Annotated in this window: 13 protein-coding genes; 8 read left to right on the top strand and 5 right to left on the bottom strand. The window is 58.9% G+C overall.

The features are described from left to right. Positions 1-180 precede the first annotated feature (180 nt). The 3 genes from ACZ5C7_RS15825 to ACZ5C7_RS15835 all read left to right on the top strand — a co-directional run bounded on the left by ACZ5C7_RS15825 (position 181) and on the right by ACZ5C7_RS15835 (position 2,561). Positions 181-849: a helix-turn-helix domain-containing protein gene (locus ACZ5C7_RS15825; RefSeq protein WP_464377248.1), complete on the top strand. Its 669-nt coding sequence runs from the start codon at positions 181-183 to the stop codon at positions 847-849. A 151-nt stretch (positions 850-1,000) separates the two neighbouring features. Continuing rightward, positions 1,001-1,726 carry a hypothetical protein gene (locus ACZ5C7_RS15830; RefSeq protein ID WP_464377249.1) on the top strand — a complete coding sequence of 242 codons (726 nt, stop codon included), beginning with the start codon at positions 1,001-1,003 and terminating at the stop codon, positions 1,724-1,726. A gap of 280 nt (positions 1,727-2,006) precedes the next feature. Continuing rightward, on the top strand, positions 2,007-2,561 hold the full coding sequence (locus tag ACZ5C7_RS15835) for an NUDIX hydrolase (protein WP_464378460.1): 555 nt from the start codon (positions 2,007-2,009) through the stop codon (positions 2,559-2,561). Positions 2,562-2,710: 149 nt separating this feature from the next. Here the strand turns inward: ACZ5C7_RS15835 and ACZ5C7_RS15840 are convergent, their stop codons facing one another. The 4 genes from ACZ5C7_RS15840 to pyrB all read right to left on the bottom strand — a co-directional run bounded on the left by ACZ5C7_RS15840 (position 2,711) and on the right by pyrB (position 5,313). Beyond that, the gene (locus ACZ5C7_RS15840; RefSeq protein WP_464377250.1) at positions 2,711-3,544 is read right to left on the bottom strand and encodes a hypothetical protein; all 834 of its coding nucleotides are present in this window, start codon (positions 3,542-3,544) and stop codon (positions 2,711-2,713) included. 133 nt (positions 3,545-3,677) lie between these two features. After that, positions 3,678-3,809: a hypothetical protein gene (locus tag ACZ5C7_RS15845; protein ID WP_283837484.1), complete on the bottom strand. Its 132-nt coding sequence runs from the start codon at positions 3,807-3,809 to the stop codon at positions 3,678-3,680. Positions 3,810-3,896: 87 nt separating this feature from the next. After that, positions 3,897-4,403, bottom strand: a complete 507-nt coding sequence (gene pyrI / locus ACZ5C7_RS15850) for an aspartate carbamoyltransferase regulatory subunit (RefSeq protein WP_464377251.1) — start codon at positions 4,401-4,403, stop codon at positions 3,897-3,899. After that, positions 4,396-5,313, bottom strand: a complete 918-nt coding sequence (pyrB, locus tag ACZ5C7_RS15855; RefSeq protein WP_464377252.1) for an aspartate carbamoyltransferase — start codon at positions 5,311-5,313, stop codon at positions 4,396-4,398. Before pyrB ends, pyrI begins: the two co-directional genes overlap by 8 nt. Positions 5,314-5,412: 99 nt before the next feature. Between pyrB and ACZ5C7_RS15860 the strand changes: the two genes are divergently transcribed. After that, positions 5,413-6,693 carry a DUF7125 family protein gene (locus ACZ5C7_RS15860; RefSeq protein WP_464377253.1) on the top strand — a complete coding sequence of 427 codons (1,281 nt, stop codon included), beginning with the start codon at positions 5,413-5,415 and terminating at the stop codon, positions 6,691-6,693. A 121-nt stretch (positions 6,694-6,814) separates the two neighbouring features. On the opposite strand, the gene ACZ5C7_RS15865 is transcribed toward ACZ5C7_RS15860, so the two are convergent. Further along, on the bottom strand, positions 6,815-7,783 hold the full coding sequence (locus ACZ5C7_RS15865) for an FKBP-type peptidyl-prolyl cis-trans isomerase (protein WP_464377254.1): 969 nt from the start codon (positions 7,781-7,783) through the stop codon (positions 6,815-6,817). 139 nt (positions 7,784-7,922) lie between these two features. Here ACZ5C7_RS15865 and cyaB point away from each other — a divergent pair, with 139 nt between their 5' ends. The 4 genes from cyaB (at position 7,923) to ACZ5C7_RS15885 (ending at position 12,485) form a co-directional block, all read left to right on the top strand. After that, complete coding sequence (gene cyaB / locus ACZ5C7_RS15870) at positions 7,923-8,474, top strand: class IV adenylate cyclase (protein WP_464377255.1); 552 nt, start codon at positions 7,923-7,925, stop codon at positions 8,472-8,474. A gap of 93 nt (positions 8,475-8,567) precedes the next feature. After that, positions 8,568-9,773 (top strand): methionine adenosyltransferase, encoded by a 1,206-nt coding sequence (locus ACZ5C7_RS15875; RefSeq protein ID WP_464377256.1) that lies wholly within the window; start codon positions 8,568-8,570, stop codon positions 9,771-9,773. 195 nt (positions 9,774-9,968) lie between these two features. Next, on the top strand, positions 9,969-11,243 hold the full coding sequence (locus ACZ5C7_RS15880; protein ID WP_464377257.1) for an MFS transporter: 1,275 nt from the start codon (positions 9,969-9,971) through the stop codon (positions 11,241-11,243). 63 nt (positions 11,244-11,306) lie between these two features. Next, complete coding sequence (locus ACZ5C7_RS15885; RefSeq protein WP_464377258.1) at positions 11,307-12,485, top strand: tRNA sulfurtransferase; 1,179 nt, start codon at positions 11,307-11,309, stop codon at positions 12,483-12,485. The last annotated feature ends 253 nt before the right edge of the window (positions 12,486-12,738 follow it).

Raw genomic sequence — 12,738 nt, forward strand, 5'->3', positions numbered from 1 at the left:
AATCCGGTCGAGTCGGCTACTTACTGCAGTAAACACGTCTAGGAACCGGCATCGCTGTTATTTGCGGGCTAATTCGACCGTGAGCACTACCGCGACCGGTCGGTCGACGGGATAGTCAGACTGAACAGTGCTAATATGTTTGGAACTGCCGTTATTGCCCCCCTCCCAGTAAGTGAGTCCATGACCTCGATCGCAGATATCGAAATCCCTATCACCGAAACCTGTCTCGGCGATGTTTCGGACGCTGTACCGACGCTTTCTTGCGAGATGGAACAGGTGATAACCTCGAGAAACAGAACGTTGTGGCTCTCGGGAGCGGAATTAACGGTACTTGAGTCCGCACTGGATGAGGGATCAGCCGTCGGTGACTATACACGGGTTGGCGGTGGAGACGGGCGATGGCTGTTCGACATCGAATTCGAGCAGGGTTCCGTCGATATTTTCGAGGTCGTACGCTCGACGGACGGGACCGTCCTTTCTGCAACGGCGACGGACGGATCCTGGCAGCTCAGAGTTCGGTTCGTCGAACGCGAAGCGATACGCACGTTCTACGATCGCCTCCGCTCAGTGGATATTACACCCGAGATCGTTCGATTGTACGATCCGACGACTGAGATGCATTCCCGATACGGAATGACGACTCAGCAGTACGAAACGCTCCTCGCCGCTATCGATCACGGCTATTTCGAAATACCCCGTGAAATATCGATGCAAGAACTGTCCGATGAATTGGATGTCTCCCACCAGGCTCTTTCGGAGCGGCTTCGGCGGGCGTATCGGGCACTCGTGACCGCTGAACTCGAGAACACCGACAGTCGGATGCCACCGAAATTCGTTCCGACGAGTTAAACGGGTTACAGGAGGCGTTCTCGGTTCGGACTGTACTAATAAACAGATCTGCACTAGTGGAAGTAATAGCGGTGTACTCCTTCGTTCTCCCCGATGGGTGTCACTTGCAAGCACCATCAACATAATGCAGTTCGTGGTAGTTTTTGATGTAATGAGTGCACAATTCAGCGACGACGACGTGGGAAAAAGCGTTGTCAACGAAAACGGTGACGAGGTCGGAATCGTCGCGGATGTCGAACACGGTACCGCACACGTCAAACCAGATCCGGGGATTACGGACACAATAAAAGCAAAACTCGGCTGGCAGGGTACGGACGACGACACGTTCCCGCTTCAGGAGGCGGCAGTCGCGAGCGTCTCCGGTGACGAGATCAGACTCGAGGGCGACCCCGGGGACACGGGTACAGGTGCCGGTGCAGGGACAACAGCGGGTGCCGGATCCGCGGCGGGATCAGATATTGGGGACGACACGGGAGTCGGCGACGAGTCGATGCGTGGAGACGATGACGGAATCATGGATGACGATGATGGAATCATGAGCGACGACGAAGACAGGATGGGTGACGACGACGACGGAATCATGGACGACGACGATGACGGGTTGATGGGTGACGACGATGACGGAATCATGGACGACGACGATGACGGGTTGATGGGTGACGACGACGACGGAATCATGGACGACGACGATGATAGGATGGGCTCCGATGATGACGGGTTGATGGATGACGAGGATGACGGGTTAATGGGGAGCGACGATGACGACGGAATCATGGATGATGACGATGACGGGTTGATGGATGACGACGACGATGACGACCTCATCGGAGACGACGACGATACTCGAGTCGGTGACGACGATGACGACACGATCTAATCTCCTTCGGTATTTCACCGCCTGTCAGGATTGATCGAGCTAACGTAACCGGTCGAGAGTACTTTCGGATGGGGGCAAATCGCGTCCCGTACCCGTCGCATTTTGTGACATACGGTCGAGTACTCCTCGACAATCGAACAACTACACAACGGTCGGAGCCGAACGTATTCGAGTATCCCGTTGACCGAAGCGTTATTCCTCGAGGATGGATATGTCTCTCTATGGTCACTCCCTCCACATGTATTGTCTCGTCGGTCCGCAATCGGTTATCGGGATTCCAATGGTAGTCGACGAGCTAACGCTTCGAGCCGAAGAGGCGACTCGCTGTGCCGAAGATGCGGCCCTCAGACTCGAGCGACGGTACGAATCGGTTCTCGAGCAAGAACGTACTGAATCGGTCTCTCGCCGCCGGTTTCGCACACTCGTCGAACGAATTCGCCAGACCGGTGCGCCCTACGGGGTTCACACAATCGTCTATCGCCCGTCCGGTGAGTTGCTGTTAGTTCGCCACGACGCCGTCGATCTCTGGGTCCTCCCCGGCGGTGGTATCGATCCAGGAGAATCGTTTCTCGAAGCCGCGCGTCGAGAACTCGCCGAAGAAGCCGGCGTCGATGCGTGCTACGACGGCCTCGCGATGATTACCCGCGTCGAACTCGAGACGAACGGCTACCGGACGTGGGGTATTTTACCGGTGTTTGCGGCGCAAGCGGAGACAACCACGCCGGATATTTCGGATCCCGACGACGAGATTTCGGCCGCTAGGTGGTTCGACACGTTGCCCGAAGATACACGCGATAGAGCGGAGTTGCGTGCCTGGCGATCTCACCGGCTTTAGTGGTGTTCCACGCCTGAACTGCTGGGTAAATCGGATGAACGCCATCGATTTCACCCAGCAGTCGACGGTTGGGACGGTACTAGCAAATTTTGTCGAACGAACAACTGTGCTATCAGGCTGGCCTCGATCATCTACCCGGGGACGCCGCGTTAGGCGTCCGGATTTCCGTGTGACACGCCCTCCCGCTGATCCGCTTGCAGTCGTCGAAGCGTTGCTCGGCCGTTGCTCGCTTCGTACCCGAAGAGCACCGACTCGCCGTATTCCCCAGCCACTTCGGTGGCGTGAATCAGATCGTCTATTTCGATGTTTATCGCGTACAGTTCGATGGTGAACGGGGTCTCGAGGGCGCTCTCGAATCCTTTTGCGATCGTCTCGAGCCAATAGGTCGTCGAGTAGGCCATGTCGTACAACGGGACGACGAACTCGTCGATGTAGGGCTCGAGCGCTTCTATATCGATACCCGCCCGCTCGTAGAGATGTCCGGGATACGGGTCGGGATACAGCGTCATGTAGACGCGGCCGGGGATTCGCTCGACAGCCTCGGCGACGAACTCCGTTATAACGCTGGCACGCCACTCGAGGCGGTCGTCGTACTCGCTGGCCTCAAAGCGTTTCTGACAGGAGTCACAGTGACAGTACTCGCCCCTCGGAAAGCCGATATCGTCGAGACGAACGTCTTCGTTCGCTTCGACGCAGTCGTCGATGATGTCGAAGAGTCCCTCGCGATACTCCTCGCGGGTCGGACAGATGTACGCCCAGTCGAAGTACGGTTGATCCCGAGTAGCTGCGTTCCCCTCGTCATCGACCGGAACGAGAGACGGCTCTGCGTCGGCAGCCGCGTTGTCACCGAAACAGGAGATCATGTTCACCGCGTTCGGGACAGGTTCTGCAGACCTGCCGGTCACGTCTTTGACTTCGTAGAAGGCGCGATCGAACTCCGGCCAATCGAGTTCGTCTTCGTTACGCGTGACGACGCCATACATAGTCGTTCGTACGACGCCAGACGGGTAAGCGGTTCGGGTTTCTGGTTTGCTGGAGCGGAGCCGTTCGAGAAATACTCGTTCGAACGATTCCGTTTCCAGTGTTCGTGCGATCCGTTCGGTTCGTTTCAGGAAATTATTCCGTCTGTTCTGCCTGCTCAGCCGGTTCGAAATCGTATTCGACCTCCGAAGAGCCACCACCAGAGACGACCTTCCAGAGGACGGCGATTGCGAACAGGGCGACCAGTATTTTGAGTGTGCGCGACATACTCAACTAGGGATACGGCCACAACGTACTTATGATTTCTGTTAGTTCACGGGTTTTGATCGATGAACACAGTTCCCGCTCTCGAGTTCAGGTGTCGATCAACGCGGGGATGTTTTCGCGGAAAATCGTCTCGCAGTACGAACATCGGACGGCCTCGTCGAGTACGTCGAACTTCGAGGTGACGGGTTCGTCGCCGGTCGTAATACACCCGGAGTTCGAACACGAGAGAACGCCCTCGACCGAGTCGGGGCGGTCGACGCGGGATTTCTCGACGACTTCGTACTCGCGAACGATGTTGATCGTCGCGTCCGGCGCAATAAGCGTGAGTACGTCGACTTCGTCCTGACTTAGTTCGCGATCCTCGACCTTGATAATATCCTTTCTCGCGAAGCGATCGGATGGGACGTTCATCCCGATCGAAATCTCTTCGCCCTCGCTTCCGTCGATACCGAGGACGGCAAGGACGTTCAGCGCCTGGCCGCTACGGACGTGATCGATGACGGTTCCGTTGTGAATCTTGCTGACCCGAAGTTCGTGATCGTGATTGTGGGTCTCGTCGTGACCGGTCTCCTCATCGTGGTTGTCATTACTCATCGGAATCACCCAAAAGGAGGTCGAGCAAGGCCATTCGAACGGGTACGCCGTTGTGTGCCTGCTCGAAGTACGCCGCGTGATCGGTCTCGTCGACTTCGGGCGCGATCTCGTCGACCCGCGGCAACGGGTGCATGACGGTAAGATCGTCAGCCGCACTCGCCAGCGAGTCGGATCCGATCTGGTACTCCCCCGCAACTTTCTGATATTCGTTCTCGTCCGGGAACCGTTCCCGTTGAATTCGGGTCACGTACAGGACATCCAACGACGGCAGGATTTCCTCGAGCCCGTCGTGTTCGCGGATCGACGCTCCCTCTTGATGGAGGTCGTAGACGACCTCGCGCGGAAGCGCGAGACTGTCCGGGCTGATAAAATGTTGCTGGGCTTCGAACTTCGAGAGCGCGTAGGCGAGTGAGTGAACCGTTCGACCGTACTTCAGGTCGCCCATGATGCCGATCGTCAGGTCGTCCAACCCCGCGTTCTCCCGGATCGTGTACAGGTCGAGCATCGTCTGTGTCGGGTGGTGACCCGCGCCGTCGCCGGCGTTTACCAACGGAACGTCGACGAACTCGCTCGCCATCGTTGCCGATCCCTGCTTCGGGTGGCGCAAAACGAGCGCGTCGGCGTACCCTTCGATTACTCGGATCGTATCTGCGAGGCTCTCACCTTTCGTCACGCTCGAGGATTCGACCGAACCGAGGTCGATGACGTCCCCGCCGAGACGTTTCATCGCGGTCTCGAAGCTGAGCTTCGTCCGCGTACTCGGTTCGAAAAAGAGCAGACCGAGGAGCCGACCCGCGTGTTTGTTGGCGAAGGCCGATCGATCGGCGTCGATCTCGGCTGCGTGATCGAGGACGGTCTCGATATCAGCGCGCGAAAGTTGTTTGCTCGTGATGAGGTGATCGTATCGCATCCGTTCGTGTACGCAGTTGCGTTCACCTTGAATCCCTCCGTTCTTCGGTCGCCGGAACACGCCCGAGAATTCAAGTAGGAAAACGGAACCAACGTCGCTATGATCGCAATTGCAGGCGCGAAAGGCGGCTGTGGGAAGACGACGACAACGCTCGGCCTCGCACAGGCGCTCGGCCGCGCCGGAAACCCAACCATCGCCGTGGACGCCGATCGGCACCTGCCGAACCTCCACGTTACTGCCCGTGTCGATCGTGAACCAACTGTCGAGCGGGTCGATGCGAACGACCCCACCGCAGATTTTGCACAACAGGTTCCCGGGCACTCTAACGTCGGCGTCCTTGCCGCCCCGAGGGCGGAGAAATCGATGCAAACCCAACTCCGGATGCTCAGCACAGAGACGGCCGATATCGTTCTAGACTGTCCCTCCGGTGCGGGACCGGATCTCGCCGACCCGCTCTCGATCGCTGATGCCGTCGTCATCGTTACTACCGCGACCGACGAGAGCCTAACCGCCGCGGCCAAAACGATCGATATTGCCCGTCGTTTCGAGGCGCCTGTCGCCGGGACGGTACTTACGAGATGCGATGCGGTGCCGGCGGGGTACGATAATCGGCTCGACGTCCCGGTCCTCGCGACGATTCCCGACGTTGAACAGCCACTCGAGACGACCGCAGCGTGCGAGGCGTTCGACTCGCTCGCTTCGACGTTAGTATCGGAAGGATACTTATCCAATGCGATAGCCATCGACAGCCCCACGCAAGGGCGTCTCGAGACGGGCATCGATGCGCTCGATCGAAAGCTCGGTAGCGGATTACCGTCGGGTTCTGTCGTCGCCTACAGAGCCGACGCGGCGAGTCAATCCGAACAACTGTTGTACGAACTGACTTCCACGCGCCAAACGCTATTTCTCACGACAGAGCGCTCCGTCGAAGGAGTGTTACGGACGCTCGAGTCGATGCATATTGAAGTCGGCAGGCCGACCGTCAAATCGGTTGACGACGGCGACAGCATAGAGGAAGTCACTCAGCTGATCGAAGCGTTTCCGAACGAATCGAACGTCATCATCGATTCGATGGATCTTCTCGAGTACTCCGAGACTGCCCCCTACGTTGAATTTCTCAACCGACTCGACGAGCACATATGCGAGACCGATAGCCTCGCGTTTTTGCACTGTCTGAAGGGGCCGAACGAACCCGATAATCGGACGCGAACGGAACACTGCGCCGATGCCGTTTTCGACCTTCGAACCGACCGTTCCGGGACCGAACTCGAGAATTACCTGTCGATACCAAAGCTCCGTTGTGGCGACCAACCAACCGAAGCGATCAAACTCGAGTTCACCGACGGCGTCGAGATCGACACAAGTCGAGATATCGCCTGAACAGGCGTTTTCGAGTGATGAAAACGAGGACAGCCGCTCACGAACACCAAGTGTCAGTCACGTCTGTGGTCGGTTAGGCTCGAAAGAAATTGCGTCGAAAACGTGACGCGAGTGTCGTGAGTTACTCTTCGTCGACTGCGCCTTCGAGTTCGTCGACGATTTCGTCCGCATCGACGTCGGCGTCCTCGAGCGCGTCCTCGATGTCGCCGCCGCCCATACCGCCCATGCCGCCACCCATCATTCCGGGCATGCCCATGCCGCCCATACCGTCGATGGTCTCCTGGACGATGACGCGGTCGACGCCGATCTTGCCCATGATGTCCTGTGCGATCTGCTGTTTCGAGAACATCCACTGCTGGTTCATCGTCAGCTGTGGCGTCGCCTCGAGGTAGAGCGTTTCCTTCTCGACCGTCTCGGTCTCGAACTCCGGCTCTGCGTCTTCGTCCTCGTCCTCGTCGGGCTCGACGGGGACTTCCTCTTCGACTTCGTCCGTCTCGATCCAGAGTTCGAGCTTCTGATCGAGGTACATCTCGATGAGGCCCTGGGCCTGCTGTTCGCGGTCGTCGACCTCCTCGAGGATTTCGTACTCGTATTCGACATCCTCGCCGGCTAGTGGGTGGTTGAAGTCAACGCGGGCGCGGCCACCAATGATGGTGCTGATGTAGCCGTGTTCGCCGTCGATGTTGACGTGCGCGCCAGGGTAGCGGTCGTCCTCGTCGATTTTCTCGGCGCTGACGGTCTGGACGTCGTCGGGGTCGTACTCGCCGAATGCTTCTTCGGCGGAGATCGTAACGGTGCCCTCGTCACCGGCTTCACCGCCGATGATCTCCTCTTCGACGCCTTCGAAGATGTGGCCTTCACCGAGGACGATCGTTCGCGGCTCGAACTCGCGGTCCTCCTCGTCGACGCCCTCTTCCTCAGCGACTTCGGCGTCGGTCGTGTCGACTAGCTGTCCTTCTTCGACGGTGCGTGCGGTGTAGGCGATTTCGACGAAGTCCCCGTTTTGGAGTCCCTCGACGGTCTCTTCTTCGCTTTCTTCGTCGACGTCATCGGCCTGCTCATCGAGCTCGGCCTCTTGATCCTCGGTCATACGTTGTACGTCCCCCTGTCTACATTTAAGGACGACGTTTTCGCGCCAGCACGTGGTTCGAGTTCGTCATTCGAAAACACCGTCCCGCGAATCGGACAGAAACGACCGATACTTACCCCCGCTGTGCGTGAAAACAGGTATGTACGAGGTCGAAGTGAAAGTCCCCGCCGATCTCGAGCGCGTCCGTGATCGGGTGGCCGAACTCGGGGCGACGGAACTGGGAACTGTCGTTCAGACGGATACCTACTACGATGCCCCACACCGGTCGTTCGCCGATACCGACGAGGCGCTCCGGATTCGACGGGAGCGCCCTCTCGACGAGGAAATCGCCGAGACGAACGTCACGTACAAGGGGCCGCTCGTGGACGACGAATCGAAGACGCGCAAGGAGATCGAAACCGGCCTCGAGGACGGCGAAGCCTTCGGTGCGGTGTTGAAGCGTCTCGGATTCGAACCGGCCGCGACGGTTCGAAAGGAACGCGAACGGTTCGAACTCGAGGCGTTCGACTCGTACACGATCACCTGCGATGCGGTCGACGACGTGGGTGAGTACGTCGAAGTGGAAACGATCGCTACCGACGCCGACCTCGAGCCGGCACGCGAGGGCGCGTTCGAGGTGCTCGAGCAGCTCGGACTCGACCCGGACGAAACCGTCCAAACCTCCTATCTCGGCATGCTCCTCGAGGAGTGACCGATTCGATCACCCCGACAATTACCCCAGAGCATATTATCGAGGTCAACTGTTTCCGCAAGTTATAGAACCACGCTCGAACAAGATTAGGTAATGAGCGAGCGGAACATTAGAGTCGAACCGATCGAACGTCGGGCTGTTGAGGATCAGGAAGTCGAAATCGTCGAGCGAAAGGGAATCGGTCATCCCGATTCGATCTGTGACGGTATCGCCGAAAGCGTCGCGGGAGCGCTCGCACGCGAGTATCTCGACCGCGTGGGGAAGGTTCTCCACTTCAACACCGACGAAACGCAACTCGTCGCGGGCGAAGCCGCACCCGCGTTCGGCGGCGGCGAAGTCGTCGATCCGATCTACGTGCTCATCGTGGGCCGAGCGACCAAACGCTACGAGGGACAGATCATCCCCACCGAAACGATCGCGCTCAAAGCGGCGCGGGAGTACCTCGAGTCGGAAATCCCCCAGCTCACCTACGGTGAGGACATCGTCGTCGACGTGAAGCTGGGCGAAGGAAGCGGCGACCTGCAGGACGTCTTCGGCGAGGACGAAGTGACCGTTCCGATGGCCAACGACACAAGTTTCGGCGTCGGCCACGCGCCGCTTTCGGAGACCGAACAGATCGTCTACAACGCCGAGGATCGACTCAACGGCGAATTCGCCGAAGATAACCCGTACCTCGGTCCCGACGTGAAGATCATGGGTAAACGCGAGGGTGACCAGATCGACGTTACGGTCGCGGCGGCCATGATCGACGAGTACCTCCCGAACATGGACGCGTACATCGACGCGGTCGAATCGGTCCGGGAGTTCGTCGAGACCATCGCCGCGGAGTACACCGATCGGGACATCAACGTCTACGTCAACACCGCCGACGACTACGACGAGGGTGCAATCTACCTGACCGTCACTGGAACCTCCGCCGAACAGGGCGACGACGGTTCCGTCGGTCGCGGCAACCGAGCGAACGGCCTCATCTCACCGAACCGGTCGATGTCGATGGAAGCGACCAGCGGCAAGAATCCGGTCAACCACATCGGCAAGATATACAACTTGCTTTCGACCGACATCGCGGAGCGAGTCGTCGACGAAGTCGACGGTATTCGCGACTTGCGCGTTCGACTGCTGAGTCAGATCGGCCGCCCGATCGACCAACCGCACGTCGCCGACGTTCACGTCGTCACCGAAGACGGCGTCGTCCTCGCCGACGTGGAAGAAGAGATCGAAGCAATCGTGGATGACGGACTCGGAAACGTCACAGGGATCACTCGTCGCGTCATCGACGGCGAACTGTCGACGTTCTAGACTCGGCTGGTATTTTCAGAACACGCTCGAGCGCGTCTCCGAACGGTTCGTTTTCGATCGATAGGGGAACAGAGAAGTCCCTCTTCGGCTTCGTCCGGCCGGACGTATACTGGAGCGTCTCGTCGAGCTTCGGAATAATAATTAGCTCCCCCCGCAAACTACTATTACGAATCGAAACACCATGGTGTCAGCGTAGTGTCTAACTCGAAGACGAACGCTCGAGCGGTCGTTTTTGCGGTCGTCGCGAGCACTTTCTTCGTCGGGTTCGGCGGCGGCGTTATTTTCCCGATTCTCCCGAACCTCGGCGAGGTGCTCGGTATCTCGGCGCTTATGGTCGGCGTTATCCTGTCGGCCAATCGGTGGACGCGGCTCTTTGCAAACGCGCCCGCAGGGATTCTCGTCGACCGAATCGGGACCCGGAAACCGTTCATCGCGGGTCTGGCAATCGAAGGCGTCGCGACGTTCGGTTACGTCGTCGCGATTCTCGCTCAGGACATCGCGTTCATCCCGGACGTTCCCGAGTTCTGGTTCGTCCTTTCGCGGATCATGTGGGGGATCGGAAGCGCTCTCGTCTTCGCGACGGCGTACACGATTACGGCCGATGTCAGCGAGGCCGACTCGCGGGGAACTAGCATGGGGATCGTCCGCGCGGGAATCACGTTCGGGTTCCCCGCCGGGATGGTTCTGGGCGGCCTCGTCAGCGAGATATACAGCAACGCGAGCGCGTTCATCCTCGCGGCCGCCTTCGCGGGACTTGCGAGTGTCATCGCGTACTTCATCGTCCCCGAAACGCACGTCGAAGAGCACAACGCCTCGGTCAAGCCGTGGGATATCGAATTGACCCTCCCGGCGATCACCGTCGGACTGGTCAACTTCGGGCTCTACTTCGCGTACATCGGCGTCCTGTTCTCGACGCTCGTCATCTACCTCGACGCAGAATCGTTGACCCTTTCCGTCGATATTCTGGGCTACGCAATCGATTACGAAGAGCAAGGTACGTCCGGCATGCTGATGGCGGTTTCCGTGCTTTGTGGAGCGGTTTTTACGATCTCGGGCGGTGTGATCAGCGACAGCGTCGGCGCTCGAGTCCCCGTCCTCGTTTTTTTCCTAATCACGAACTGCATCGGCTTCGTCGTCCTCATCTTTGCACCATCGTTCTGGTACGTCGTTATCGCCTGCGCGCTGATCGGTGCCGGACAGGGAGGCGTCGGCGGTCCGCTCACGGCGCTGTTGGCCGATCTGACACCCGAAGACAGAATGGGACGGGCGATGGCCACGAACAACGTTCTCGGCGACGTCGGCGGCGGGCTCGGTCCGTTAATCGCGGTTCCGGTCGCGGAAGCCGTCGGCTTTAGCTTCATTTACACGCTGAGCGTCTTCATCCCGCTCTGTGGGGCTGTCGTACTGGTTGCAGGAATTTACAGCCACACGGGAAGTCTCAGTCCGACGGTCGACGAATCGATCATTTAATGCGACCGCCGCGTCGTCCGGGCCTCGTAACCCCCTTATAGTCAGGGCCCGCTATCGAAGTCTATGCACCCGCCGGGCGCTGACACCGTCCTCGTTCGCCACGGGGACTTAAACACCAAAAGTACGACCGTCAAGCGGTACATGCTCCGGATTCTCGTCGAGAATCTCGAGGCCGCACTCGAGGACCGGTCGGTTTCCGGCGATGTCGATCGGCGGTGGCATCGGCCGCTGATCACGACGCACGAATCCGACGTCGCACAAGCCGTCGACGCCGCGGCGACGACCTTCGGGGTAGTCTCTGCGAGCGCCGCCGTGACCCTTCCGCCCGAGCGGGAGAAAATATACGACGTACTCGCCGAAACCGCACGAAAGCACTACGACGGCGGTTCGTTCGCCGTCGACGCCCGCCGTGCGGACAAACGCCTTCCCTACACGAGCGAGGATCTCGCTCGAGAAGGCGGGACCATCATCTGGGAGGCCGTCGAAGACGAGTTCGAACCCAAAGTCGACCTCGACGACCCGGATCTTACCTTCGGCGTCGAGATTCGCGACGAAGAGGCGTTCGTTTATCTGGATTCCGTTTCCGGGCCCGGCGGCCTCCCGCTCGGCTCGCAAGAACCGCTGGTCGCGCTGGTCAGCGGCGGCATCGACTCGCCGGTCGCCGCCTACGAGATTATGAAACGGGGGTCGCCAATCATCCCGGTCTACGTCGACCTCGGCGACTACGGCGGGATCGATCACGAGGCTCGAGCCATGGAAACCGTTCGATCGCTCTCGCGCTATGCACCGAATTTCGATATGCGCGTCTACCGCGTTCCCGGGGGCGACGTCGTTTCGAAGCTCGTTGAACGGATGGAGGAGGGACGAATGCTCTCACTTCGCCGATTCTTCTATCGGGTCGCCGAGGAAACTGCCGAGCGAACGGGAGCGAGCGGTATCGTTACTGGCGAGGCAATCGGCCAGAAATCGAGCCAGACGGCACAGAATCTCGGCGTAACGAGTCGCGTGACGGATCTGCCGATCCACCGCCCACTTCTCACTCGTGACAAACAGGAGATCGTCGCCCAGGCCCGCGAAATCGGGACGTACACCGACTCGACGATCGACGCGGGTTGTAATCGGGTCGCACCGGATCGAGCCGAGACGAACGCCCAACTCGAACCGTTGCTTGCGGCCGAACCGAACGACCTACTCGAACGCGCAACGACGGCGGCCAAGAATGCGGATCTGGTCGAACCATAAGCTGAGTTATCACAGGTCTGTGAGGTAGTCGGTGTTGTGGTGGACATACTGGGGTGGGCCGTCCGTGTAATTCGTCTCTCAGAGCTCTCTGGACAGAAAAGAGAGGATCCGTAAGCGTGGGCTATGGATAGATATGAAACAGTTACCCGACCGTTTCGGCCCGGTTTCTTTCCTATAGCTATTTACTACTGTGTGTATATCTAACACAACTCGGCACCGTCCTTTGTACCATTCTAATTACAAAGGGTCGATA

It is taken from the genome of Halostagnicola alkaliphila (assembly GCF_055379965.1).